Here is a 26,447-nt window from a genome sequence, read left to right as displayed (position 1 = left end):
GCCCTGGGTCAAATTTCAATCGGCAAGGTGGGTCAATTTTCCATCAGCGCCAACATGCAACAGGACCGTGCCGGCCCAGGTGAGACGCGTTCGGCGCGTTGTGCGTTCGAACAGCTGCACACCCAAGCGGTACTCCAAGTCCTTGATGGTCCGCGACAAGGGCGATTGCTCCATATGCAAACGTTCGGCAGCCCGTGCGAAATGCAGCTCCTCGGCGACGGCCACGAAACAGCGAAGATGACGAAGCTCCAACTTGCACCTCCAGCTAGGTCAATGGTTAGTTTCAGGTTGGACTGTGCGCGGCCAGGCTCGCTGACGACGAAGGTTGAGAACCTGAAGCAGTGCGCCGAGTAAGGCGATCAAGCCGGCACAGGCAGCCAGCGTCCAGGTGGGCATCTGTAGCAGCAGGACGAAGCCTCCGGCGGCCGCACCTATGGCGCTGCCCAGGTACAGCGCCGATTCGTTGAGAGCGATCGCAAGGTTGCCATCGCCGTGTGCCTGCCTGGCCTGTATCAGTTCGTTGTTCTGCGGTACCTGCAGGGCCCAGCCTACGGCGCCCCATGCCATGATCGGCAGCATGACCAGCCATGTGCCGAGCGTGGCCGCAACCGGCAAGAGGAACAAGGAGACCGAGAGGATCACCATAATGGCGAAGACCAGCACGGGCCCCCTGACTCGATCGACAACCGGGCCCACCAGAAAGCTGCCGAGTACGCCGCCGATGCCCCAGATCCAGAGATAGGGCGTTACCGAGCGCACTGCACCGAGTTTCGGGTCGGCGAGCAGTGGGGCGATAAAGGTGTACATGCCCAGACTGGCAACGGCTGCTAGTAGGGAAATCAGTAGAATGGTCATCACTTGCCCATTGGCAAGGATCCTGAGCTTCTGCCGCAGGGAGCTGGTTGGCGCGGCTGGCAGCCTCGGCAACAGCAATGTCAGGCCTGCTAAAGCCAGCAGCCCCAGCGAGGTGACGAGCCAAAGTGCAGCTTGCCAGCCAAAGCTGTCTGCGATCATCAAGCTCACTGGAACACCCAGCACGACGCCGCTCGCCATGCCTCCCATGATGATGGCGATCGACTTTCCGCGCCGCTCGGGCGATGAGAGCGCTGCTGAGGCGCCGATGCCCATGGCGAGGTAGACGCCAGCGCCTATTCCGGCTAGGGCCCGCCAGATCACCAGTTCGGTAAACTCTGCTGCGAGGGCGCTGGCCGCGTTTGCCAGAACGAACAATCCAAGGGCAAACAGCAAACCGGTGCGTTGATGATCGGGCGGGGTCAGCGCAACGAATACCGGCGAGCCAAGGCCATAGGCGAGGGTAAAGGCGGTCACCAGTTGCGCAGCCACAGCGACCGAAACGGAAAAGGAGGCCTCAATTAGGGGAATCAGGCCTGCTGTGACATAGGAGGCCATGCCCAGCGCAAATGCACCGAGTGCGATCAGGTAGATGGGAAGTTGCTTGTTGGGATACGGGGTATTCATAGTATCGCCGCTCCATGAAGAAGGCTGGACGCGGCCGTCGGACCGCGTCGCGCTGAGTTAAAGATCGATGCTGACATCCTGTTCGGTCAGCCAGGTGTTCAGGCCAACCGCCAGCTCCATGCCCATGCGGTCGTACATGGGCGAGGTGTCGCCAACGGGTCTCTCCAGGGTGCGCTTGATCTGCGATGCATCGAGAAGGGCTCGCACAGGTGCGTCCTTGTCGGCCATGATCTGGGCGAGTGAGGTGCGAAGCGCCTGCTCGTAAGCAGGATCCTGCGTCGAGGGGTAGGGGCTCTTGACCCGATCGCTGATTGATTCGGGCAACAGGTCACGAGTCGCCGCACGCAAGATGCTCTTTTCGCGCCCGTCGAAGGTCTTCATTGCCCAAGGAATATTGAATGCGTACTCGACAAGCCTGTGGTCACAGAAGGGGACCCTGACCTCAAGACCGACGGCCATGCTCATCCGGTCCTTGCGATCAAGCAGTGTCTGGACGAAGCGGGTCAGGTTGACGTAGCTCATCTGGCGCATGCGCCGATCCGTTTGCTCCTCCGACGGTAGTACTGGGGCTTCGCTGAGCGCCTGACTGTAGCTGTCCTGTACGAACCCGGGCAGGTCTAGCTGACGTAGCAGCGCCGGGTCGAAGAGGGTCTTGCCGTCGAAGTATTTGCCAGTCACAGACACCAGCCAGGGAAAGGTCTGGGCCTGGATCGCCGCAGGGTCGTGGAACCAGCGGTAGCCCCCAAAGACCTCGTCCGCGCTTTCTCCGGACAGTGCAACGGTGGAGTGCTGGCGCACTTCCTGGAACAGCCGATAGAGCGATGGCCACATGTCGCCCCAGAAAGCAGGCGGTAGATCGAGCGCCTCGATGAGTCGATGGCGAAGCGCCGGATCGGCCAGCTCTCGGCTGTCCAGGACGATCTCGTGATGACTGCAGTGGATACGCTCAACCAAGTCGCGAACGAAGGGCGCATCAGGCGTGCCCCTGACTGCATCGCTGGCAAAACTGCTGCCGTGATCGAGAAAATCGACCGAGAACGAGTGAATGTTTTCCTTGCCTTCAGCAAGCAGTTTTCTGGACGCCAAGGCGGTGATGATCGACGAATCGAGACCACCGGATAACAGGCTGCACAGGGGTACATCCGAAACGACTTGCCGCTGCACGATATCTTCCAAAAGATCTCGCGTATGCCGGACGGTCTGGTCAAGAGTATGACCATGCTCACGAGCCTCGAGTCGCCAATAACGGTGTCGTGTGAGGCCCTGACGATTGATGCGGACGACCTCGCCAGGCAAGACTTCACGCATGCCGTCATACACTGCATGGCCCGGAGTTTTGACCATCTCCAGGATCTCACGCAGCCCGTCGGCCCTTACGGTACGGGGCACGAGCGGGTTGGCTAACAGGGCCTTGGGTTCGGACCCAAACACCACCCCGTCGACCGTCTCGTAGTAATAAAGCGGCTTCACGCCCATCCGGTCACGAACCAGCAGTAGTTCCTGCGTTGTGAGGTCCCAAACCGCGAAGGCATACATCCCGTTGAGCCGCTGGACGAATCCCTCTCCCCATTCTAGGTAGGCGCGCAGGACCACTTCAGTGTCGCTGAGGCTTTCGAAACGATGGCCGCGTCCTTTCAGCTCGGCGCGCAGTTCACGAAAGTTGTAGGTCTCACCGCTGTAGGTGATCGCCGCCGCTTCTAACCCGTCGTCGCGTCGAGCCAGCATGGGCTGCCGACCGCCTTCCAGGTCGATTATCGACAACCTTCGATGGCCAAAGCCGATTGGACCCGCTATCCAGATCCCCTCGGCGTCGGGCCCCCGATTTGCCATCGTCTCGGTCATGCGCTTCAGCATATTGCGTTGCGCCTGCATGTCTTGGCTGTAGGACAGCCATCCAACTATTCCACACATGTGGTTCTCCTACTGATATCCATCAGCCGAGGGCTTCCAGGTCGCTGCCCTCGACGAGCAAGGCGCGCTGAGCGCCACGGTTGTAACGGGCCGCGGCAGGGGTGAGCGCGCGATGCTCCAGTTGATTGAGCAATTCCTGTAGCTCGACGGCGTCGTCCAGGCTGGCGAATGGGAGGGGAGGCGGCTGGCGCCGCACGACCCAGTCAAGGACCTGTTGGCAGAACTCAGAAAGCTTGTGCAGGGTCTCGAGTCCCGACTGGCTGGGAGAGAGTCGGCGCTCGTGCAGCACGAGCGCCGTGCCGTCGATATCCCGCATCCAGATCCGCAGATGGTCATGATCCCAGCGCGGCGTATCGAAGGTCAGTCGCGCTTGGATAAGCTGGTCTTCCCGATCGACAAAGCTGAAGTCAACGGTGCGTTGGCGAACGACGTTGACGAAGCTGCTGTAGCCGGTGATTGGCGCGGAACCAAGGACAGCGGTCAGCTGCACGGTGTCGAGAACCGCAAGTCCGGATACCGAAAAGTCTGACCGGATACCCAGAACGCCATCCAGTCGCAGCGGACCCGCGGTCGGGCATACCCAGCGCAGCAGATCCAACGCATGAATCGCTTCACTGGTAACTCCGCAAGTGGGCCGGTAGTCATTGATGCGATCCTTGCCCCAATAGAAGCTGGCACGTACCAATTCCCACCCATGGCGGGCAACCCATGCACGCAAGATCTGCGTCGCCTGCGAATAGCGCTCGATCAGATTCAGCGCGAATCCGCCGACACCGCTGAGCGCGTCTTGGACGCCGTTCAGCGCGTCAGTGGGTGTGGCGAGCGGCTTTTCGCAGACGAGAAAGCCTTGGTAGCCCGCAAGCTGGCGCAATACATCGGCGTGACTTATATCGTTGGCACTGACCACTACGATATCGGGTCCGAAATGCTGGAGCGCACTGTCAATGCAGGCGAAGTAACGCAGCGGCGTAGCTTTCTGACGTCGTCCGACATATGCGATAGAGGTCGAAACACCGGCTCGGTTTGCGACATGTTCGAATGCTTGGCGAAATCGCTGTCCGGCGTAGCCCAGGCCAATAATCAATACGTTCATGCTGACGCCCCCTGGCGAAGCAGGAGGCTCTCGTCTGTTGGGCAGAAGCCAAGACGTTCGTACAGCCCGGATGCGCCTGCTGTAGTCTGGAGCGCTACCGTTGCAACGTCCCGGTTGCCAAACCAGCGAAGCAGATGATTGATGAGCTGAGTTGCGATGCCGTGCGCCCTCCATTGCGGATCAACCACAACCGACTGGATCCATCCGGACAGACCGTTAGCATTTGCAGCGGTGGGCGCCCTGAGATCGATGATTCCAGTAGCACAGCCGGCGACCTGCCGAGTTTCACGGTGCTCAGCTACGAGCACCTGCACACTGTCATGTACCCCTAGGTGCTCGGTTAGCCAGTGCTTATACGCCGTACGCCATCTTTCAGAGTCCTTCCGGCTGCGGCTGGCGTAGATGGCTGACGTACCGTCCAGCAAGAAGGACCTCAGATCTATCAGCCACTCGATGTCCTCGTGCGTCGCGTATCGCACGGTGAACGATAAGTTGTTCATCAGGCCACCTCCGAAGTGAAGGTTTTGGATGCCAAAGGGATCGCAAAATGGTCGAAGGTTTCGCGCAGGGAAATGGCTAGATTCTCGATCTGGGCTTGGCTGTGGCTGGGCGTTGCGTTAACCCGAAAGCGCTCCGTACCGACCGGCACAGATGGGTAGTTAATTGGTTGGAGATAGACCCCATGTGTATGTAGAAGCCGCAGGGCGGCAACTTTGCAGCGCTCAGCGTCACCGACCAATACCGGCAATACGTGCGTCTGCGAGCAGGGCATGACGGGAATGTCGTGTTGTTTCAAACGCTCGCGCAATAAGGCAGTGTTGATCTGTAGCTTCTGGCGCTCGTCATCGCTTGACTTGAGATGCTCGACGCTTGCCAGGCAGCCAGCCGTGACGGCAGGAGGAAGGGACGTGGTAAAGATGAAGCCTGTCGCAAAGGATCGTACTGCGTCCACGATGACGCGGGTCGATGCGATGTAACCACCGATTACGCCGATGGCCTTGGCCATGGTGCCTTGGATGATGTCGATTTCGTCGACCAGGTCGAGCTCGGCAGCGATGCCGGCCCCTCTAGCACCGTACATGCCGACCGCATGAACTTCATCGAGATAGGTCAGCGCATTGAAGCGCTTGGCAACTTCCACGATGTCGGCAATCGGTGCGATGTCGCCGTCCATCGAGTAGATCGACTCGAACACAACCAGCTTCGGTTGATTAATTGGATAGCGGGACAGTATCTGGGTCAGGTGTTCCACGTCATTATGGCGAAACACCTGCCGTTCATTCGGTGTTGCTCGGATGCCGTTGACGATCGATGCGTGATTCAGCGCATCGCTGATCACGACACAATCGGGGATTTGCCTCAGCAGGCATTGGAGGGTGGCGTCGTTCGAGCCAAAACCGGTCGGGAAAACCAGTGCCGCTTCTTTATCGTGCCAGTCGGCAAGGCTCGCCTCGAGTCGCTCATAAAGCTCGTAGGAGCCACCGATGTTGCGCGAACCGCCTGAGCCAGCGCCGTACGTTTCCAATGCCAGGTGCATCTGCTCGCGTACGGTCGGGTGCTGCGACATTCCTAGATAGTCGTTGCTGCACCATACAACGACCGGATCCGGCTGCTCGCCGTTCAGCTTGGCGAACGGATACTGGCCGCAGATGCGACTGAGAGTGGTAAAGGTGCGGTACTGGTTGGAGGACTTCAGTAACTCCAGTTGCTCACGAAGCAATGATTGGTACATCCGAATATCTCCTGAACGATCAAGCCGCTCGATGCCGGCCAGCTTTCTGGAACGGGCATTGGCGACGAGGAGTTATTCTTAATCCCGCTTCGATGGGGTTACAATTTGACCTCTTATGCTATTACTGGAGAGTAACTGGATGAGCGCGCCTCGCAGCCTTGAGCGAAACCGGGCGGAGCTGGCCAACTTTCTGCGAAGCCGCCGTGAACGTATTTCTCCACAGGACGTGGGCTTGCCTTCTGGTGCAAGACGGCGGACTCCGGGGCTTCGACGGGAGGAAGTCGCAGCCCTCGCCGGGGTAGGACTGTCTTGGTACACCTGGCTGGAGCAGGGGCGAGAGATCAGCGTATCTGCGACTTTCCTCGAAAATCTGTCGCGCACGTTGAAGCTGGACGCCACCGAAAGACGGCATCTTTTTCTGCTGGCGCATCAGAGGCTCCCGCCAGAGCCGGGCAAAACTTGGTGTGTCGTGCCACCGCTCGTTCATCGGTTGATGGCCGATCTCCCAATGCGTCCGGCGTACGTCCTCAATCTTCGCTGGGATGTGCTGGCTTGGAACGCGGCTGCAGATAAGGTCTTCGCTTTCTCGAGCGTTCCGACAGAGCGGCGCAACTTCCTTTGGCTGTTGTTCACCGCATCTTCGATGCGCGCATTGCTCGACCCGTGGGAGGATCAGGCCCTGCAAATCCTGTCGAGTTTTCGCCGTGATTTCGTCAGGGCAGCCAAGGACCCCGACATTGGAGCATTGGTTAAAGATTTGGAGAAGATCGATACCGATTTCAGGACCTGGTGGCGGCAACAGGATATTCATGGACCCTGCCAGGGCATCCGGAATTTTCAGATCGACGGGATCGGCCAGGTGGTGTTCGATCACACCTCACTCACGATCGATGTCGACCGGGACTTGCGGCTTGTCTACTATGCGGCGAAAGAGGGGCAGGTGCAAAGCCGGCATTTTGAGCACTGGCTGACGACCTTGAGCGGAAACGCGATCGGCGTGTAGCAGGCCTTTACCCAATACTTGGGTAAGTGAGGTAGGCAGGTCGCACAGAGCACATGGTTACTAAGACTTCGGTGTACGCCGAATTCAAATATTCTCAACGATACGGTGTTTCTCTCATCAGGCTGTTGGACCGCTTTGCAGCATTACGTACTTAACCGCGGGGCTTGTAAGGGCGCACGTAGCCGATGATCCCAACTGGCCTGAGGGGCTATGAAATGGCTGGAGCTACATGGGTAGGTTGGGCCAGCTGCTGATGGTTGTTGCGACCATCGACCTGATTTATTCAAGCGGCATGGCTCCTATAAAGCCTTTGTAAAAGATAAATGATCAAGTTCAACAATGCTGCCGGAAAACAGTATTTTTTTCCTTAGGGCTAATCTTTCTGACTTGGCCAGCGCATAACTCTGCGATTCGGTCACTATGTTTTGCAGCGACGTTGTCACGTCAAATCCATAAGTTCTTGAGGGCAAGGATGCCAAATCGTTAGATATTTTCCCAGTTTCTGACGAGGCCTCGAAAAAGCGGGTCGATCAACGGACCGCTGTCCCCTATTGGGTCGAACAATTGCGGGTTTCTTGTCCAATCAGTGAACAAGCCGATAATAAGAGCATGGATCGAGATTGCAGCCATTCGAGGTGTTACACCTGGCTGCAGTATCTTAATGTTGCTGGCAAGTATCTGCTCACATTGATCAATAAGCTGAATTATCAAGAAATTGTGGCGAGCTTCCGCTGCGATAAGCTCGTCGGTGAACTCGCAGCGATGCAGAAGAATTTTCATGACGCGGCTTTTTTGCTGGTCTGTCGCCAGAGCATTTAGGCCTTCTACACATAAGTCCCGTAATAAGCGCAACGAATGTTGTGAAGAATTATCAGTGGTCACTCCCATTATTTTTTCAGGCGATATTCGAACCTGGTCGAGCAGTTGGTTTAATAGGTCGGCTTTGTTTTCGAAATGCCAATAAACTGCACCACGCGTTACGCCTGCATCATGGGCAATCTGACTCAGACTCGTTCGTGTCACTCCGTTAGCTAGAAAGAGTCGCTCCGCAGATGCGAGAAGTGCCGTCCGAGTTTTTTTGGCATCTTCTTTTGTTCGTCGCATTCTTTCTCTCAAAACTTTGTCTGCTGGTCGTATTACTAGGCAGGTGTAGTTGTGTTCCTGACGACACGTGATACCTTAGCCTAGCGGTTAGTCACCCTACGAAACTCAGCAAAATGCCCGCAGCAACAGCGGAGCCGATGACCCCCGCCACGTTCGGTCCCATTGCATGCATGAGCAAGAAGTTCTGTGGATTCGCCTCGAGCCCCACCTTGTTCGACACCCTCGCAGCCATGGGTACGGCCGATACGCCTGCCGAACCAATCAGTGGGTTGATCTTGTTCGTGCTGAACATGTTCATCACTTTAGCCATCAGCACACCGGCGGCCGTTCCGCCACAAAACGCAACCATGCCGAGTACCAGAATTCCCAGGGTCTTCATCTGCAGGAAGGCTTCGGCAGACAGCTTGGAGCCGACGGTCAAACCCAAGCCGATGGTGACGATGTTGATCAGCGCATTACGCGAGGTATCAGCCAGTCGATCGACCACCCCACATTCACGCAGCAGGTTACCGAAGGCGAACATGCCCACCAGCGGAGCGGCATCCGGCAATAACATGCCAATCATCAGGGCAAGCATCAGCGGGAAGACGATCTTTTCCGCCTGACCGACATGGCGCAGCTGCGTCATCACGATGGCGCGCTCTTCCTTGGTGGTCAGTGCCCGCATGATCGGCGGCTGAATCAACGGAACCAGCGCCATGTACGAGTAGGCCGCCACGGCAATCGGACCCAGCAGGTGCGGTGCGAGCTTGGCGGTAACGAAGATCGAGGTCGGGCCGTCCGCACCGCCGATGATGGCGATCGAAGCCGCCTCGCGCATGCTGAACTCCATACCCGGAATCCCCATCGCTGCCAGCCCCAACGCACCGAGCAAGGTGGCGAAGATACCGAACTGCGCTGCCGCACCGAGCAGCAGGGTCTTAGGGTTGGCCAGCATAGGACCGAAGTCCGTCATCGCCCCCACGCCCATGAAGATCAGCAGGGGGAACACGCTGGTCGGCAAACCCACTTCGTAGAGCAGGTGCAGGATACCGGCACCCTCGGCCATGTTGGCGACCGGAATGTTGGCGAGCAGGCCCCCGAAGCCGATCGGGATCAGCAACAACGGCTCGAACCCCTTGCGAATCGCCAGATAGATCAGGGCAAGGCACACCACGATCATCAGCAACTGGCCGGGCTCCAGGTGATACAGACCGGTGCTGTGCCACAGCTTGAGCAACTTATCCATGCAGCACTCCTTAAGCGATGGTCAGCAGGCTATCGCCCACCGACACCGCGTCGCCGACCTTGACGTTTACACCCGAGACGGTGCCGGCCTTGAATGCACGGATTTCAGTTTCCATTTTCATGGCTTCGAGGATGATCACCAGATCGCCCTCCTGAACCGACTGACCGGGCTGTACGAGCACCTTGAAGATATTGCCTGCCAGCGGTGCCAGCTGAGGCTCACCAGTGCCAGCGGCCGGTGCAGAAGCGGTTGCAGCTGTTGCGCCAGAAGCGTCACCGATCGGCTTGAGTCCCTCGATGTCGCCACCTTCGTTGACCTGTACCACGTACGACTTGCCGTTGACCTCGACGGTGTAAAGCTCGGATACGCCCGCTTCGCGTGGCGCCTGCTCGTTGCCGGTCGGCATCGGCTCGAAGGCGGCGGCGTTGCCGCGGTTCTCGAGAAACTTGAGGCCGATCTGGGGGAACAGCGCATAGGTGAGGACGTCATCGATCTCGTCCTTGGCCAGCTTGATGCCTTTCTCCTGAGCCAGGCCTTTCAGCTCGGCGGTCAGCTTGTCCATTTCCGGCTGTAGCAGGTCGGCGGGGCGGCAGGTGATGACTTGCGCGCCGCCGAGCACGCGTTGCTGCAGTTCGGTATTGAAGGGAGCCGGCGCGGAGCCGTACTCGCCCTTGAGGATGCCGGCGGTCTCCTTGGTGATGGACTTGAAGCGCTCGCCGGTGAGCACGTTAATGACAGCCTGTGTGCCAACGATCTGCGAAGTTGGTGTCACCAGCGGGATGAAGCCGAGGTCTTCGCGGACGCGGGGGATCTCGGCCAATACCTGGTCAAATTTGTCGAGCGCGCCCTGCTCCTTCAGTTGGCCTTCCATATTGGTCAGCATGCCGCCAGGCACCTGCGCGACGAGGATGCGTGAATCAACGCCCCTGAGCGTGCCTTCGAATTTCGCGTATTTCTTGCGTACCTCGCGGAAATAGGCGGCGATTTCTTCCAGCAGTTCCAGATCGAGCCCGGTGTCGCGCTCGGTGCCCTGGAAAATCGCCACCACCGATTCGGTCGGCGAATGCCCGTAAGTCATCGAGAGCGACGAGATAGCGGTGTCTACGTTGTCGATGCCAGCCTCAACGGCTTTAAGGATGGCTGCCGTCGACAGGCCCGCCGTAGCGTGACACTGCATATGGATCGGAATCGACAGGTTCGTCTTAAGGCGCGAAACCAGCTCGAAGGCCGTATAAGGCGTAAGAATACCGGCCATGTCCTTGATCGCGACCGAATCGGCGCCCATGTCTTCGATCCGCTTGGCCAGATCGACCCACATCTCCAGGGTATGCACCGGGCTGGTAGTGTAGGAGATAGTGCCCTGGGCATGCTTACCCTGCTGCTTGACGACACGCAGCGCGGTTTCGAGGTTACGCGGATCGTTCATCGCATCGAAGACGCGGAACACGTCGACGCCGTTGACCGCTGCCCGCTCGACGAATTTTTCCACCACATCGTCGGCGTAGTGTCGATAGCCCAGCAGGTTCTGACCGCGTAGCAGCATCTGCTGACGGGTGTTAGGCATCGCTCTCTTTAGCTCACGGATGCGCTCCCACGGGTCTTCGCCTAGATAGCGAATGCACGCGTCGAAGGTCGCGCCACCCCAGGATTCAACCGACCAGAACCCCACCTGATCGAGCTTGCCGGCAATCGGCAGCATGTCTTCAAGACGGACGCGGGTGGCCAGAATGGATTGGTGGGCATCACGTAGCACCACGTCGGTAATGCCGAGCGGCTGTTTGACAGAACTCATGAGCGAACTCCCTTTCTGATCAACCGCGGCGCGCGCGGTGCTGATGAATAGCGGACTGGATGGCGCTCAACTCGTCGCCATCCAATTCAATAAAGGCAGAAGGGCTCGGCGCTGCATGCATGACCGGAGTCGGCGTTGGCTCGAAGCGACCCACGCAGAACGACATGAGCCGGATGCAATAGATAAGTAGGACAAGAAATACGAAGACAGAACCTAAGCCGAACAGCATAAGTTCGACGCCTTCCCAGAGGAGCTGGTTAGAAGTCATAACGGAAACCGCCTTGTTAGGTTCGAATTAAACAGCGACCACGTCAATCTTCGCCTTGGCCGCGGACTCACGGAACTCAGCGATCTGGTCGAAGCTCAGGTAGCGGTAGACATCGGCAGACATGGTGTCGATCTGTTTCGCGTACTGCATGTACTCCTCGACGGTCGGCAGCTTGCCGGTAATCGAGGCGACTGCAGCCAGCTCGGCAGACGCCAGGTACACGTTGGTGGCATCACCCAGGCGGTTCGGGAAGTTACGGGTCGAGGTAGAGACCACGGTCGAACCGGTCTGGACACGTGCCTGGTTGCCCATGCACAGCGAGCAGCCTGGCATTTCCATGCGCGCACCGGCCTTGCCGTAGATGCCGTAGTAGCCTTCTTCGGTCAATTGGTGAGCGTCCATCTTGGTCGGCGGAGCCAGCCACAGACGGGTCGGAATGCCACCCTTGACCTTGTCCAGCAGCTTACCGGCAGCGCGGAAGTGACCGATGTTGGTCATGCACGAACCGATGAACACTTCGTCGATCTGCTCGCCAGCAACGCTGGAGAGCAGGCGGGCGTCGTCCGGGTCGTTCGGGGCGCAGAGGACTGGCTCTTTCACGTCGGCCAGATCGATCTCGATCACGGCGGCGTATTCGGCGTCCTTGTCGGCTTCCAGCAGGCTCGGCTTGGCCAGCCACGCTTCCATCGCCTGGGCACGACGCTCCAGGGTGCGGGCATCGCCGTAGCCTTCGCTGATCATCCAGCGCAGCAGGGTGATGTTGGAGCGCAGGTACTCGGCGATTGCGTCTTCGGGGAGCTTGATGGTACAGCCGGCAGCGGAACGTTCGGCAGAGGCGTCGGACAGTTCGAAGGCTTGTTCAACGGTCAGGTTGTTCAGACCTTCGATTTCCAGGATGCGGCCGGAGAAGATGTTCTTCTTACCCTTCTTCTCGACGGTCAGCATGCCTTCTTGAATGGCGTAGTAGGGGATGGCATGGACCAGGTCACGCAGGGTGATGCCCGGTTGCATTTCGCCCTTGAAGCGCACCAGTACGGATTCCGGCATGTCCAGCGGCATGACGCCAGTGGCGGCAGCGAAGGCTACCAGACCGGAACCGGCCGGGAAGGAGATGCCCATCGGGAAGCGGGTGTGCGAGTCGCCACCGGTGCCGACGGTGTCCGGTAGCAGCATGCGGTTCAGCCAGCTGTGGATGATGCCGTCGCCCGGGCGCAGAGAGACACCGCCACGGTTCTTGATGAAGTCAGGCAGGGTGTGGTGGGTGTTGACGTCGATTGGCTTCGGATAGGCCGCAGTATGGCAGAAGGACTGCATCACCAGATCTGCAGAGAAGCCCAGGCACGCCAGGTCTTTCAGCTCGTCGCGGGTCATCGGGCCAGTGGTGTCCTGGGAGCCGACGGTAGTCATCTTCGGCTCGCAGTAGGTGCCTGGGCGCACGCCCGTGCCTTCCGGCAGGCCGCAAGCGCGACCGACCATCTTCTGCGCCAGGGTGAAACCCTTGCCGCTGTCAGCCGGGGCGATCGGCATCTTGAACAGGTTGGCCGGACCAAGGCCCAGTTCGGCGCGCGCCTTGTCGGTAAGGCCACGACCGATGATCAGCGGAATACGACCGCCAGCGCGGACTTCGTCCAGCAGTACGTCGGTCTTCAGCTCAAAGGTGGTGACCAGCTCGTCGCTACCGTGGCGGCGCACTTCGCCCTTGTATGGATACACGTCGATGACGTCGCCCATGGCCAGGTTGGAGCAATCGAACTCGATAGGCAGGGCGCCGGCGTCTTCCATGGTGTTGTAGAAGATCGGGGCGATCTTGGTGCCGAAGCAGAAGCCACCCGCGCGCTTGTTCGGCACGTTCGGGATGTCGTCGCCGAAGAACCACAGCACCGAGTTGGTGGCGGACTTGCGCGAAGAGCCGGTGCCGACCACGTCGCCGACGTAGGCGACCGGGAAGCCCTTGGCCTTCAGTGCTTCCATCTGCTTGATCGGGCCTACCGAGCCGGGAACGTCCGGGTTGATGCCGTCGCGGGCCATTTTCAGCATGGCTAAGGCATGCAGTGGGATGTCGGGGCGCGACCAGGCGTCTGGAGCTGGTGACAGATCATCGGTGTTGGTTTCGCCGGTGACCTTGAACACGGACAGGCTGATCTTTTCAGCCAGCGCCGGGCGGTTCTGGAACCACTCGCCATCAGCCCAGGACTGCAGTACGGCCTTGGCGTTGGCATTGCCGGCCTTGGCTTTTTCGGCGACGTCGTGGAAGGCGTCGAACATCAGCAGGGTGTGCTTGAGTTGCTCGGCGGTCACCGCGGACAGCTCGGCATCATCCAGCAGCTCGACCAGGGTGGCGATGTTGTAGCCGCCCTGCATGGTGCCCAGCAGTTCAACGGCGCGTTGCTTGTTGATCAGTGGAGAGGTGGCTTCGCCTTTGGCGATGGCGGAGAGAAAGCCTGCCTTGACGTAGGCAGCTTCGTCGACACCGGCAGGGACGCGGTTGGTGATCAGGTCGACCAGGAAGGCTTCTTCGCCGGCTGGCGGGTTCTTCAATAGTTCGATCAGGCCTGCGGTCTGTTCGGCGTTCAGCGGCAAGCCAGGAAGTCCTTGGCTGGCGCGTTGTCCGAGTAGAATTCGATAAGCTTCGAGCACAATGTTTTCTCATGCAGCCCTGAAAGCAGGCCGGATAGTCGGGTTAATTTGTAAAGCCGAGGGGGCAAAGCAAACCGAGCGTTAAGAATCGAACAGGGCCTATCTTGCAGCCTGCGGCGCTTAAGATGTCGAGGCGAATTCCAAAAATATGAACAAAATATGGATAAACGTACAGAAAGTAAGTTGCATACGGTTCGTTGTCAAACTCAAATTGGTCAAAACAAACCCGGCGTGAATCGAGGGCTGACGTGCGACCCAGCCATCGTGGTGCCGAAGCGGTTGTTTATATTTGCGGACCGGCTGCTCATGAATTCGATGACACTCCCGTTGTTATCGGAAATGGCGCGGACAAGGCGGGGTGCCTGACTCTTAGCTCATGGACTTTTTTCAGCGGCCGGATTGCTTGCCGCAGTGACGTGGATGACCGTCAGACCCGCTACTGTCAGCCTGCGATAAGCGATTTGCCCCATTTGTGAGCGACCAATGAACGCTGGGTTTGGCCAATGACACGCTGCAGCGATCCGAAGCGTTTGCGACGCGCCCAGACGCTCCCACCAACGCCGAAGGTTGCTGGGTCGCCCATCTCAGGTTGGGCTAGCTACACGGACACGTGCATCGCTTCGTCATGCATGCGCTAGCAAATCCCGCTCCGTCTGTTTTCCGTTTTTTATCACCTTGATGGCGACGAACTTGGATGTAGGTGTATGGCTTCCTTCACCGAAGCTTCCTAGCGGCACCAGTGGATTGGTCTCCGGGTAATAGGCGGCGGCCTGGCCCAAGGGGGTGTCGTAGGCGAGAAGGGTAAATCCGCGCACCTTCCGCTCGATGCCGTCGTCCCAGAGCGAGATCAGATCAACGACTTCTCCGTTCTCGAACCCGAGCCGTTGAAGATCGCTTGGGTTGACGAACACAACCTCGCGCATGCCTTTGACTCCGCGATAGCGATCATTCAGCCCATACAGCGTGGTGTTGTACTGATCGTGCGAACGCAGGGTCTGCAAGATGAGATCCGGCGTTTGGCCGTCGCGGCTGGCCTCTGCCGGCACCAGGTCCAGGGGCAGCGGGTGGTGCTTGAACTGAGCACGACCGCTCGCAGTATTCCAGGTTCGGCGTGCGGCTGCGTTGCCCAGGTAGAAACCGCCGGGCTGCTTGAGTTTGGCATTGAAGTCGGCGAAGCCGGGGATGGTTGCTTCGATCAGTTCCCGAATGCGTGCGTAATCTTCCACCAACCATTGCCAATCCACCGGATGCTTACCGAGTGTGGCGGCGGCGATGCCAGCGACGATCGCCGGCTCCGAGCGCATCTGTGGCGATAGCGGCTGCAACTGGCCCCAGGAGGCGTGAACCATGCTGAACGAGTCTTCGACCGTCACGGCTTGCGGGCCGCTGGCCTGCAGGTCGATGTCGGTGCGGCCGAGGCAGGGCAGAATAAGCGCCTGTTTGCCAATGGTCAGATGGCTGCGGTTGAGTTTGGTGCTGATCTGTACCGTCAGCTCGCAATTGCGCAGCGCTTCGTGGGTGCGGGGCGAGTCGGGCGTCGCCTGAGCGAAATTGCCGCCCAATCCGATGAACACCTTCGCCTGGCCGGCAAGCATGGCGTTGATCGCTTCGATCGTGTTGTGGCCATGTGCGCGTGGCACGCTGAACGAAAAGCGCTGCTCGATGGCATCCAGCAACGCCGCTGGCGGCCGCTCATTGATGCCCATGGTGCGATCGCCCTGGACATTGCTGTGACCGCGCACCGGACAGGCGCCAGCGCCCGGTTTGCCAAGGTTGCCGCGCAGCAGCAAGAGGTTGGCGATCTCCTGAATGGTTGCTACTGAATGGCGATGCTGGGTGATGCCCATGGCCCAGCAGACGATTGCCCGCTCTGCGTGGCGGTACATCCGCGCAGCCTGTTCGATATCGGCGCGCGACAGCCCCGATTGCCCCTCGATCAGCGACCAGGGCGTAGCGTCGATGACGTTCAGGTAGTCATCGAGCCCCTGCGTGTGCTCGCCAATGAAGGCATGGTCGAATACCGCGTCGGTGCCTTGCTGCTGTGCGTCGCGCTCCCATTGAAGAAGAAACTTCGCCATTCCGCGCAACGCTGCCAGGTCGCCGCCGAGGTTGGGACGAAAATAGGCGGTATTGGTCGGTGCATCCTGGTTGCCGAGCATCTCGAGCGGCTTCTGCGGGTGCTGGAAACGTTCCAGACCGCGTTCTTTCAAGGGATTGAAACAAACGACCTGAGCACCGCGCTCTACTGCTTCGCGAAGCGGTTCGAGCATGCGCGGATGGTTGGTGCCGGGGTTCTGGCCGAGCACGAAGATGGCGTCGGCATGAGCGAAATCATCGAAGGTAACCGTGCCTTTGCCGACACCGATGCTGCCGCCGAGCGCGACGCCGCTGGCCTCATGGCACATGTTCGAGCAGTCGGGAAAATTGTTGGTGCCGAACGCGCGACCGAACAGCTGATACAGAAACGCCGCTTCGTTGCTGGCCCGTCCCGAGGTATAGAACTCCGCCTGATGAGGCGTTTCCAGCCTGTTCAGCTGCTCGCCGATCAGAGCGAAGGCCGCATCCCAGCCGATCGGCAGATAATGATCAGTGTCGGCGTCGTAGCGCATGGGCTGGGTCAGGCGACCCTGGTACTCGAGCCAGTAGTCGCTTTGCTCGCGCAATTGGCTGACGCTGTAACGGGCGAAGAATTGGGCGTCGACACGTCTTTTGGTCGCCTCCCAGTTCACCGCCTTGGCGCCGTTCTCGCAAAACTTCACCGTATCGTCATGGGGCGAATCTCCCCAGGCGCAGCCGGGGCAATCGAAGCCGCCGTTCTGGTTGGTTTTCAGCAAGGTGCGAATGTTCTTCAGCGCGTTGCCGCTGCCCAGCCATGATTGCGCCACGCTGCGCAGCGCGCCCCAGCCACCAGCGGGACCGTGATAGGGCTGGTAACGAGAGGCAGGCTGGAAACGGGTCGGGCGGCTCATGCTCAATACTCATCTGCGCGTAGGTTCACATCGACCTCCTGTACCCAGGTAAGGCCGAGCCGTGCGCGATTTGCACCACGACCTGTGGAGCCTATGAGTTCTATGGCAACAGCGTCCAATCGCTATGTTCGATTGCGTGATCGACACGCTTGATCACCGGTTTGGCTCAATCCGGCGTGTCGACAGCGCAGAGCATGGCCTCGGCTTCGGCGAAACAGGCTTCGCCGAGCACCGAGCGTGGGGCATCGAGGCGAAGAATCAGTCCAAGCGGGGCAAGCGTGCTGGCCTCATCGATAGGCGTCAGGGTCAGATGGTCCGCCAATTCAACGAGCCCGCTGTCCAGCGGCATCACCGCGCAGCATAGGCCTGCACTGACGCCCTGCAGCAGATGATGCACCGCGTCGGTTTCCAGTTTAGGCGCGGGATTCAGGCCGCGACTGCGCAACGCGTGATCGATTGATTGCCGGAAATGCATGCCGCTCGACAACATGCCGAGCGGCAGCGTCGCCAGCGCCTCCCACGTGACAGAGGCACCTGGAAAGCGAAAGTGACGCCGGTCGTGCAGCAACCCCATCCGCGTTTCACCCAGCGGCAGGCTGGCGAAATGTGCCTGGTCGAGACGCTCTAAATAAGAGATGCCCAGGTCGAGCTGGTTCCGGTTCAGCCTTTCCAGAATCTGATCGCTGCTCAAGGCGAACAGCTGGAAGTGCAGGCTTGGATGCCGCTCGGCGAACAGGGTTACCAATTGCATCGGATTGAAACCCGCCAGCGGTACCACGCCCAAACGCAGACTGCCCACCAGCTGGCCGCGACAGGATGCTGCCTCGGCGTAGAGGCCGTCCTGCGCCGCAAGCAGGCTACGGGCCCAGGCCAGAATGCGTTCACCCTCCGGGGTAAAGCCCTCGAAACGCTGACTGCGCGTCACCAGATGCAGGCCCAGCTCATCTTCCAACCCGCGCAAGCGCATCGAAAGCGTAGGTTGAGTGACATGGCAGCGTGCTGCGGCCTGGCCAAAGTGCCGGGTTTCGTCCAGCGCTACGAGAAATCTCAGCTGCTTGATATCCAATGGTGCGTCTCAAACAAGGGGTGGCCGTATCCGTGAGGATTTGCGATCAAAACGCCTACATGTACCGGCGGACACAATATGTACAAAATATTAAAATATGCCTATTAAATGTTGTTTCGTTTTACACCAAGGTCTACTTTGGTCTGAGGCGAGGCGCCCGGATCGGGGACGTCGCCTGGCTGCATCTACAATAACAATACGAGGCAAACATTCGATGGCGACCAGCTCATGGTGGGCTTCGGCCCTTTGCGAATCCGTGAATAATGTAAAGCCTCTCGCCGTGACCTGCGGCGGGGAAGAACTGGTTCTGTTCCGCAACGCTGAAGGGCAGGTCTTCGCCCTGGAAGATCGCTGTCCGCACCGGCGGGTGCCGTTATCGCTAGGCTGCGTCGTGGGTTCCGGGCTGCAGTGTGGCTATCACGGCTGGACGTTCGATGGAGCCAGCGGCGCCTGTACCGCTATCCCGAACCTGAGCGCCAGCGAACGCGTCCCGCAGCGCCATGCGGCGCGCGCCTTTATGGCAAGAGAAAGTAACGGTTTCGTGCATGTATGGGTGGGCGACGGCGAGCCGGACGCCACCTTGCCAAGCGCCGATTATTCCCCTACGGGGCGTGAGTACACGGGAAGCGCCGTCGTCAGCATGACTCACGATGAGTACCTCGCCGTGATGCTGGATGGCCCCAACTGCCTGTTGGGCTTCGACGCAGTGCAAATAACGGATTTCTTCCTGGGCGATCCGCAACTGATGAACGACCGTCTCGTGCTCGACAGGGGCGCGGTCTGGTCGAGTCAGATTTTGCCGTCGCAGTTCGTTGCCGACTACCCGCTGATCGTTCGCACGGCGGTTCCGCTGCGTGGCGGCACCATCCGGGTGGATCTGCTGAGCCAGGACGAAACGCCGCTCAGCACGCTTTTCATCGGTGCGACCGCCAACCGACGAGGCACCACCAGCCTCTGTTGGCGCGGCTTCCAGCACACGACCAGCATGGCGGGTGCGCCGTTGCGCTGGCGCGCCTCACGGACTGCAGGCAGAGCGCCATTCAGCGTGAATGCCACGATCGATGGCTCGGCCATCGCCGCGTTACTGGTCGCACCCTCGCGTGACTTACATGAGTTGCGTCAGCAGATAGTCGTTGAACAACGCCTCGCCGTCTGACCTTCATTCAGCTGAACCCGGAGAATTCCATGCACGCCGCCACGCCTCTTTCCGATGCACAGCCGCAAGCCGCTGCGCGCCGGATTCGCAAAGACTGGACACCGACCAACTATGACCTGCGCGATACCTGGTTCCCGGTATCCCACAGCCGCGATGTCACCGAGCGGCCCATCCGCCGGATCATCCATTCCCAGAGCTATTACCTCTGGCGAAAGGACGGTCGGCCATTTGCGGCCGAGTTTCATCCCGAGCGCCTGCATGCCGAGCGTGCATCGTTCACCGAGTTTACCGGCGGTATGGGCTACTACCCGGTTGTCGAGCGCTACGGTTACATCTGGGCCTGGTATGGCAATCCTGATGCGGCCGATTCCTTGCTGCTGCCGCACATCCCGTTTCTGCCGGTTGATGGCAGTCTTCCTGGTTACACCCAGCGCACGGTTCGTTTCGATGCCAGTTCTGCCTTGTCGGTGGAAAACCTCATCGACCTGACCCACGCCGACTTTCTACACGCCAATACCATCGGCGACGGAATATCGGAATCGGACGTGGTGGAAGTGGAGTGGACCTCGGAAACCGTGACCCGTACCCGCACGGTCGCGCAGAAGTCCGTCGCGCCAGTGATGCGTTGGGTCGGCGGTGTGCGAGCGAAGTACCAGGATTTCCGCGCCGTGCTGCATATTCATCTGCGCAGCAACGTGTGTATCTCCTATCCGCGCTTTCGTCCGGGTTACGACGTGCCCAACCTGCAGCCATTCCTGCCGGTGGGCAAACACCGCTCGCGCTGCGACGTGACGTTCAACACCACGGCGGCACCGGCACCGTTCCGCTATCTGATGCCGCGTATCAATTACATCATCCAGCCGCAGGACAACTCCGTGGTGCGTCCGCAGAACCAGCGTTATTTCGAGCCGGGTGAACGCATCGACCTGCACTCGCGCTTCGATGCGCCCGGCACGCGTTATCGCTTTCAGATGGAGCAACTGGCCGAACGTCAGCGCAAGGGCGATTTTTCCTATGGCTCCGATGCCGAACCGGGTCGGGACATCACCCAATTGCTGGGTATGGACGGCTGATACCTCACCTGCGCAAGGACGTCGAACACTCAATACGCCGACACCGTTGGCAACCACAGGAAGCAGCGTTATGGATTTGGGAATCGCAGGGCGCAGCGCAATTATCTGCGCTTCGTCTCGTGGCCTTGGCAAGGCCTGCGCGCTGGCGTTGGCGCAGGAAGGTTGCCGCGTATTGATCAACGGTCGCGATGCAGAGCAGTTGGAGCGCACGGCTGCGGAAGTCGAGACCGCTACAGGTCACAGGCCGCTTGTCGTGCGCGGCGACCTGAATACCGACGAAGGCCGAGCCGCCCTGATCGCCGCATGTCCCGCGCCCGACATCCTGATCACCAACAACGGCGGCCCCGCGCCGGGCAGGATCGAAGACTGGGACCATGCGGCCTGGCTGAAGGCCATCGAGGCAAACATGTTGTCGGCGATCATGCTGATCCAAGGCGTGGTCGGTGGCATGCGCGAGCGTCGCTTCGGACGGATCATCAACATCACCTCGGCCATGGTGAAATCGCCGCGCCTGCCCTTGGGACTTTCCACCGCCTCTCGGGCAGGGCTGACGGCGTTTTCCAAGGCGTTGTCCAGCGAAGTGGTGCGCGACAACGTGACCATCAACAACCTGCTACCTGAACGCATCGAAACCGACCGCTTGCGCTACATGACCGAGCAGCTTGCCAAGCACAGAAAGCTGAGCCTGGAAGATGCGCGCACCGAGATGCTCAGGCCCGTAGCGGCGCGGCGGTTCGGTAAACCGGAAGAATTCGCCGCGGCTTGTGCATTCCTTTGCTCTGTTCAGGCGAGCTACATCTCGGGGCAAAACCTTCAAGTGGATGGCGGGAGCTACGATGGCTTGATCTGACGCGGCGGCAAGCGGGCTTTCCAGTCTTCGGGAGGCGTTTCCTCAGCCGCGAAGTCCAGCTCCACTTCCACGCCATTGGGGTCCAGGAAAAACAGCTGCCAGGTACGGACCGCCCCCGGCGCTCTGATGACACGAAATTCGATGCCGCGATCTTCGAGCAGTTGCCATGTCTGCTGCAGCCCTTCGGCCCAAAACGCCATGTGGTCGAGCACGCCGCGGCGGGGCTCTGGCATTCGCTGCACCTGCACCACGTGCAGCAGCGGGTGGCCGTTGGCATAGAGCCACAAGCCAGCCACCGGAAAAGGCGGGCGCGGGCCTTCGGTCAACCCGAGCAGGTCAATGTAGAACTCGCGCGTTGCCTGCAGCTGATCCGTCACGATCGTGAAGTGATCCATTCGTTCGATCACGAAGCTCTCCCCTGGATGTGGTTGCATCGCGTATGAACATACGCTGACATCGCGACGCTGAGTAATTGTACATATAGCTGATATCTGTCTATATTCAATATTCCAACAATAAGAATGATTTGAATGTACACATCCGATTCTGCTTCACGCCCTGCACCAATCCTTTCCGCTTACGGCACCGCTTGTGACCCTGTCGGCGTCCTCTGACGGAGCGCTCGCTGAGCCCTTTCCTTACTTCAAGCTGTGGGTCCTGGTGCTGTGCCAGATCGGCATGCACTCATGCCTGACCGGGATGCGCATGGCCGCGCCACTGCAGCTGCTGCAACGCGATATGGATGTCTGGGCGGTCGGCGTGGTGATGGCGATGTTCGCGACCGCGCCGGTATTTCTCGCCCTGACCGCGGGTCGCATGGCGGACCGACACGGCTATCACCGCCCGACACGCATCGCCGCGAGCCTGTCCTTTGCCGGCGCGGTGATCGCCAGTTCGACGAGTCATTACCTGTGGCTTTGTCTGGCTGCCGCACTCTGTGGCGGCGGCTCCAGTTTCGGGTTGATCGCGCTTCAGCGCACGGCGGCGCGCCTGGCGCGTAACACAGGCGAGCGCATGAAGGTATTTGGTTGGATCGCTATCGCGCCGGCCCTGGCCAGCCTGATCGGGCCTCTGGGAACGGGGCTGCTGATCGATCAGTACGGCTTTCGCATTGCGTTTGCGGCCTTGGCGATACTGCCCCTCGGTACGCTGTTGCTATCGCAGTGGGTGCCGCGCGAACAGATGGCCGCGCCGGTATCGCGCGAGCAGCGACGCCCTGCATGGGATCTGCTGCGCGAGCCGTCGTTTCGCCGATTGTTATTCATCAACTGGCTGGTGTCGGCCAGCTGGGATGTGCATTCCTTTGCCTTGCCGATTCTGGGCAATGCCCGGGGCATGAGCGCCTCGGTGATCGGCGCGATCCTCGCCGCCTACGCCGTCACCTCGACACTGGTGCGGCTGCTGTTGATACCGCTACTGGCCAATCGTCTGTCGCAGCGCTCGATCATCTTGAGTGCCCTGCTGCTCACCGCAGCGGTGTACGCCATCTACCCCTGGCTCGGCCCCGCCTGGGCGATGGCCCTGGGAACCGCCACGCTGGGTGTTGCGCTGGGCACCATTCAGCCTGCGTTGATGACACAACTGCATCATGTAACCCCCAGTGCGCGTCACGGCGAAGGGCTGGCGGTGCGCTCGGTATTTATCAATTGTTCCGGAGCCAGCATGCCGCTGCTGTTCGGCGTGCTGGGCGCGGCGCTTGGTGCCGCGTCACTGTTCTGGTTGATGAGTGGCGTGCTGCTGGCGGGTAGCTGGCAGGCGCGTCGGCTAGGCGCTGCCGGGGGATTGCCACAGTAAGCTGCAAAAAATCGTACGAAGTCAGTGCGAATAAACAATTTATAGGATTCTGTATAAAAACTATCAGTCTGACACTGGAATCATCCTGATTCATGCACTAGCTTCTTAATTCGCCGAACGAGGCCGGGCACGGTTTCGCTCCGGCGTAGAACAGCAGAACAGTGAAACATTGGAACAATAACAAGACACCCAGAGGTGCTTATGAACGAGTCAACGCTGCACGGCCTGCGTGTGGTCAGTCTGGGGTCGGGTATCGCGAGTGCTGCGGCGGGTTTGCAGCTGTACGAAGCGGGTGCCGAGGTGTTTCTGGTCGAACCGCCCGACAACCCGGCTCGGCGCGAGGAAGCGCTGTTCGCGGTGCTCAATCGGGGCAAGCGCAGTGTCACGCTGGATATCAACGTGCCGGACGGGCAGCAGCGGCTCGAACGGCTGCTGGCCGCGGCCGACGTGCTTATTCACGAATTCACTCCCAAGCAGGCCGCGACGCTGGGGCTCGACGATGCACAGCTGGCGCAGCGCTTTCCTGCGTTGATCGTTTCGGCCATTACCGGCTGGCCGAAGAAGCATCCACTGGCCGGGGCAGTGCCACGTGAAACGCTGGTGCTGGCACGCCTGGGCCTGCTCGACGAACAGCCGGGCCACCGCCCTGGGCCGGTCTTCGTGCGCATGCCCTTTGCCAACTGGCTGGCAAGCTGGCTGTGTGTGGTGGGCGTGATGGCGCGGTTGATCGCGCGTGATCGTGATGGCCGTGGCGGCGCCGCGCACACCAGTCTGGCTCAGGCCGCGCTGGTCCCGATGACCATGCACTGGAGCCGCGCGCAAACACCGACGCCGGTATTCGCCAAGGGGCTGGACAAGCACATTCCGATCCCGCTGCACCAGTGCGCCGACGGTCGCTGGATTCATGTGCATTACTCGCCGGATAAAGCCCCGTGGATGGCCAATGCCATGGCAGAACTGGGCGAGGCGGAAGTCGCCCGGCTCAATGCGCAATGGCCGCCGAGCCACGTGGCGCCGAATTTCGGAGCCAACCGGGCCATCATCGCCACGCGGCCCGCTCATGAGTGGGTCGAGCATTTCTGGCAGCACGATGTTTCGGCGCAGATTGCCGCGCCCTTCGGCGAGATCTATTTCGATGAGCAGGCGCGACTGAACGGATATGTGGTCGAAGTGGAAGACGCCACGCTCGGCAAGACGCTGCAACCGGGGCCAGCCTGGAAGATCACCCCACCGGCACGCATCGGCCGTTCCGCACCTCAGCCCGGCGCGGACAATGGCAGCGACTTCAAGGACTCGCCAACGCTGCGTCTGGTTCCGGGCACTGGGCGTCAGGGCGAGCCGTTGCCCCCCTTGCATGGCCTCAAGGTGCTCGATCTGGGCGCGTATCTGGCCGGGCCGTTCGCCTGCATGATGCTGGCCGATCTAGGCGCAGAGGTTGTCAAGGTCGAGGCCCCGACCGGCGATGCCATGCGCCGACTGGAACGCATTTTCAGTGGCACTCAGCGCGGCAAGCTGGGCGTAGCGCTAAAACTCGGCGATGAGCTGAGTCAACCGGCGGTCGAGGCGCTGGTGCGCTGGGCCGATGTGGTCCATCACAACATGCGCCTGCCGGCGGCGCGCAAGCTGAAGGTCGATTACGACAGCCTCAAGCGGATCAATCCGCAACTCATCTATTGCCACGTCAGCGCTTACGGACCCACCGGACCACGTGCCGATTGGCCCGGCTTCGACCAGCTGATGCAAGCCTCTTGCGGTTGGGAAGTGGAGCAGGGCGGTGCCGGCCAACCGCCGATGTGGCTGCGTTTTGGCGTTGGTGATTTCTTTGCAGGACTTTCTTCGTTGTACGTTCTGCTGTTGGGGCTTTACCAGCGCGCGCGGACCGGTGAAGGGCAGATGGTGAACGCGTCGTTGCTTGGCGCGACCTTGCTCACCATGAGCGAAGCGGTGGGCCGTGAGGACGGCAGCGTCACGCCCATCGCGCATCTGGACGCCAGCCAGACCGGCCTTTGCGACACGCACCGGCTGTATTGCTGCAATGACGGTTGGATCGCCGTGGCGGCGCTGGAGCCCGAAGAAGCGCAGCGTTTCCGTGCGCTGGCCGGAGCGGACCCCGAAACGTATTTCGTCGGGCGGACTCAGGCCGATGCGCTGTCATCCTTGAGCGCACAAGGCGTGCCCGCCGAAGCCGTTCTCGAGGCGCAGCTCGACCCCTTTCTCGACAACCCCGACCACGCCGCGGCTGGCTTGCATACCCACTATCAACATGCGGTGTACGGCGAGCTGCAACAGATTGGCGCGTTCTGGGATTTCGGTGATCTGCCGTTGTCGCTGGATCGTCCGCCGCCCGCCCTCGGCCAGCACAGCCGCGATGTACTCGGCGGGCTTGGCTTGGAAAACAGCGAACTGGAACGTCTGGCCGCGGCGGGTGTGGTTCGGCTGTAAGCAATTGATGCACGAAGGCGGCCCACTCCGGCCGAAGTCAACGATGAACCCGACCCGATCGTTCAACCGTGGGTTGGGTTGAACACACAGGAATAACGCATGAACGAATTGGATTTCAGCGGCAAGACGGTGCTGGTCGTTGGTGGCTCCAGCGGCATCGGTAACGGCATCGCGCAGAACTTCCGTCAACGCGGCGCCGAGGTGCACGTCTGGGGCACTCGTCCGAGCGCGCAGGATTACGCCGACTCGGCGGATTCGCATCTTGAAGGGCTGCACTACGCGCAGGTCGATGTCTCCAACGCCAACCTGATCGAGGCGGCGATCGTGCCGTTCACTCGACTCGACGTGCTGGTTCAGGCGCAAGGTACGGTGCTGTACGACCGTCAGGAATTTCTCACCGACGGCTTCAAGAAAGTCGTCGATATCAACCTCACCAGCCTGATGGTTTGCGCGCAGAAGTTCTTCGAACTGCTGAAGGAATCACGAGGCGCGATGCTCATCGTCAGCTCGGCCGCCGCCTTCCATTCGACCCGCGGCAATCCGGCCTACAACGCCTCCAAGACCGGCGCTTTCGGTTTGACGCGCACGCTCGGCGAGGCGTGGGCGCGTGAGGGTATCCGAGTCAACGGCATTGCGCCGGGCCTGGTGGAAACCAAGCTCACACGCATCACCACGGAACACCCCAAACGTCTCGAAGGTGCGCTACGTGGCATCCCGCTGGGCCGCCTCGGCACCCCGCAGGACATGGCCAACGTTGCGCTGTTCCTGGCTTCGCCGCTGGCTGGCTACATGCTGGGTCAGACCCTGTTGGTCGACGGCGGCATGCTGCTCGCTTGAGCGCCACTCATAT

General features: G+C 60.2%; 20 protein-coding genes and 1 pseudogene. 7 read left to right on the top strand and 14 right to left on the bottom strand.

All coding sequences use genetic code 11. The features are described from left to right. Positions 1 to 57: 57 nt before the first annotated feature. The 6 genes and pseudogenes from AC2LD7_RS06850 to hemA form a co-directional block, all read right to left on the bottom strand. A pseudogene (locus tag AC2LD7_RS06850) lies at positions 58 to 252 on the bottom strand (LysR family transcriptional regulator); the annotation flags it as partial. Positions 253 to 270: 18 nt separating this feature from the next. Continuing rightward, the gene (locus AC2LD7_RS06845; protein ID WP_313506770.1) at positions 271 to 1,479 is read right to left on the bottom strand and encodes an MFS transporter; all 1,209 of its coding nucleotides are present in this window, start codon (positions 1,477 to 1,479) and stop codon (positions 271 to 273) included. Between the two features lie 57 nt (positions 1,480 to 1,536). Then, positions 1,537 to 3,390: an asparagine synthase (glutamine-hydrolyzing) gene (asnB, locus tag AC2LD7_RS06840; RefSeq protein WP_484597014.1), complete on the bottom strand. Its 1,854-nt coding sequence runs from the start codon at positions 3,388 to 3,390 to the stop codon at positions 1,537 to 1,539. 22 nt (positions 3,391 to 3,412) lie between these two features. Then, positions 3,413 to 4,483 (bottom strand): Gfo/Idh/MocA family oxidoreductase, encoded by a 1,071-nt coding sequence (locus AC2LD7_RS06835; RefSeq protein WP_313314350.1) that lies wholly within the window; start codon positions 4,481 to 4,483, stop codon positions 3,413 to 3,415. Next, a complete protein-coding gene (locus AC2LD7_RS06830; RefSeq protein ID WP_484597013.1) occupies positions 4,480 to 4,983 on the bottom strand; it encodes a GNAT family N-acetyltransferase in 504 nt (167 codons plus the stop codon). The genes AC2LD7_RS06835 and AC2LD7_RS06830 overlap by 4 nt, the downstream gene beginning before the upstream one ends. After that, positions 4,983 to 6,215 (bottom strand): 5-aminolevulinate synthase, encoded by a 1,233-nt coding sequence (gene hemA, locus AC2LD7_RS06825; RefSeq protein WP_484597012.1) that lies wholly within the window; start codon positions 6,213 to 6,215, stop codon positions 4,983 to 4,985. The genes AC2LD7_RS06830 and hemA overlap by 1 nt, the downstream gene beginning before the upstream one ends. 139 nt (positions 6,216 to 6,354) lie before the next feature. Here hemA and AC2LD7_RS06820 point away from each other — a divergent pair, with 139 nt between their 5' ends. Further along, the gene (locus AC2LD7_RS06820) at positions 6,355 to 7,218 is read left to right on the top strand and encodes a helix-turn-helix transcriptional regulator (protein WP_484597011.1); all 864 of its coding nucleotides are present in this window, start codon (positions 6,355 to 6,357) and stop codon (positions 7,216 to 7,218) included. A gap of 483 nt (positions 7,219 to 7,701) precedes the next feature. Here AC2LD7_RS06820 and AC2LD7_RS06815 read toward each other — a convergent pair whose 3' ends face one another. The 7 genes from AC2LD7_RS06815 to AC2LD7_RS06785 all read right to left on the bottom strand — a co-directional run bounded on the left by AC2LD7_RS06815 (position 7,702) and on the right by AC2LD7_RS06785 (position 18,282). Next, entirely contained in the window at positions 7,702 to 8,322 is a 621-nt protein-coding gene (locus AC2LD7_RS06815) for a TetR family transcriptional regulator (RefSeq protein WP_484597010.1), read from the bottom strand. Positions 8,323 to 8,413: 91 nt separating this feature from the next. Beyond that, entirely contained in the window at positions 8,414 to 9,550 is a 1,137-nt protein-coding gene (locus tag AC2LD7_RS06810) for a sodium ion-translocating decarboxylase subunit beta (RefSeq protein ID WP_313314363.1), read from the bottom strand. A 10-nt stretch (positions 9,551 to 9,560) separates the two neighbouring features. After that, positions 9,561 to 11,342 carry a sodium-extruding oxaloacetate decarboxylase subunit alpha gene (gene oadA / locus AC2LD7_RS06805; protein WP_459653482.1) on the bottom strand — a complete coding sequence of 594 codons (1,782 nt, stop codon included), beginning with the start codon at positions 11,340 to 11,342 and terminating at the stop codon, positions 9,561 to 9,563. A 19-nt stretch (positions 11,343 to 11,361) separates the two neighbouring features. Further along, positions 11,362 to 11,610 (bottom strand): OadG family protein, encoded by a 249-nt coding sequence (locus AC2LD7_RS06800; protein ID WP_131647862.1) that lies wholly within the window; start codon positions 11,608 to 11,610, stop codon positions 11,362 to 11,364. Between the two features lie 27 nt (positions 11,611 to 11,637). Further along, positions 11,638 to 14,247 (bottom strand): bifunctional aconitate hydratase 2/2-methylisocitrate dehydratase, encoded by a 2,610-nt coding sequence (gene acnB, locus AC2LD7_RS06795; RefSeq protein ID WP_459653483.1) that lies wholly within the window; start codon positions 14,245 to 14,247, stop codon positions 11,638 to 11,640. Between the two features lie 623 nt (positions 14,248 to 14,870). Further along, positions 14,871 to 17,216, bottom strand: coding sequence for an FdhF/YdeP family oxidoreductase (locus AC2LD7_RS06790; RefSeq protein ID WP_484597009.1), 2,346 nt, complete (start codon positions 17,214 to 17,216; stop codon positions 14,871 to 14,873). Between the two features lie 166 nt (positions 17,217 to 17,382). After that, entirely contained in the window at positions 17,383 to 18,282 is a 900-nt protein-coding gene (locus AC2LD7_RS06785) for a LysR family transcriptional regulator (RefSeq protein ID WP_484597008.1), read from the bottom strand. A 214-nt stretch (positions 18,283 to 18,496) separates the two neighbouring features. On the opposite strand from AC2LD7_RS06785, the gene AC2LD7_RS06780 reads away from it, so the two are divergent. From AC2LD7_RS06780 to AC2LD7_RS06770, 3 genes are all read left to right on the top strand, one after another. Further along, a complete protein-coding gene (locus AC2LD7_RS06780; RefSeq protein ID WP_484597007.1) occupies positions 18,497 to 19,438 on the top strand; it encodes a Rieske 2Fe-2S domain-containing protein in 942 nt (313 codons plus the stop codon). Between the two features lie 29 nt (positions 19,439 to 19,467). After that, positions 19,468 to 20,511 carry an aromatic ring-hydroxylating oxygenase subunit alpha gene (locus AC2LD7_RS06775; RefSeq protein ID WP_042926810.1) on the top strand — a complete coding sequence of 348 codons (1,044 nt, stop codon included), beginning with the start codon at positions 19,468 to 19,470 and terminating at the stop codon, positions 20,509 to 20,511. Positions 20,512 to 20,581: 70 nt separating this feature from the next. Further along, complete coding sequence (locus tag AC2LD7_RS06770; protein ID WP_484597006.1) at positions 20,582 to 21,361, top strand: SDR family oxidoreductase; 780 nt, start codon at positions 20,582 to 20,584, stop codon at positions 21,359 to 21,361. Here AC2LD7_RS06770 and AC2LD7_RS06765 read toward each other — a convergent pair. Next, the gene (locus AC2LD7_RS06765) at positions 21,343 to 21,768 is read right to left on the bottom strand and encodes a VOC family protein (RefSeq protein ID WP_484597005.1); all 426 of its coding nucleotides are present in this window, start codon (positions 21,766 to 21,768) and stop codon (positions 21,343 to 21,345) included. The two genes, AC2LD7_RS06770 and AC2LD7_RS06765, sit on opposite strands and share 19 nt — an antisense overlap. A 184-nt stretch (positions 21,769 to 21,952) precedes the next feature. Between AC2LD7_RS06765 and AC2LD7_RS06760 the strand changes: the two genes are divergently transcribed. From AC2LD7_RS06760 to AC2LD7_RS06750, 3 genes are all read left to right on the top strand, one after another. Next, positions 21,953 to 23,155 (top strand): MFS transporter, encoded by a 1,203-nt coding sequence (locus AC2LD7_RS06760; protein WP_484597004.1) that lies wholly within the window; start codon positions 21,953 to 21,955, stop codon positions 23,153 to 23,155. 201 nt (positions 23,156 to 23,356) lie between these two features. Further along, positions 23,357 to 25,597 carry a CoA transferase gene (locus AC2LD7_RS06755; RefSeq protein ID WP_484597003.1) on the top strand — a complete coding sequence of 747 codons (2,241 nt, stop codon included), beginning with the start codon at positions 23,357 to 23,359 and terminating at the stop codon, positions 25,595 to 25,597. 99 nt (positions 25,598 to 25,696) lie between these two features. Further along, positions 25,697 to 26,434 carry an SDR family NAD(P)-dependent oxidoreductase gene (locus AC2LD7_RS06750; RefSeq protein ID WP_021208048.1) on the top strand — a complete coding sequence of 246 codons (738 nt, stop codon included), beginning with the start codon at positions 25,697 to 25,699 and terminating at the stop codon, positions 26,432 to 26,434. Positions 26,435 to 26,447 lie beyond the last annotated feature (13 nt).

The sequence above is a fragment of the Stutzerimonas sp. genome (assembly GCF_982611455.1).
Note: the sequence above shows the minus strand (reverse complement) of the source record. Positions and strands in the feature narration are given on the sequence as shown.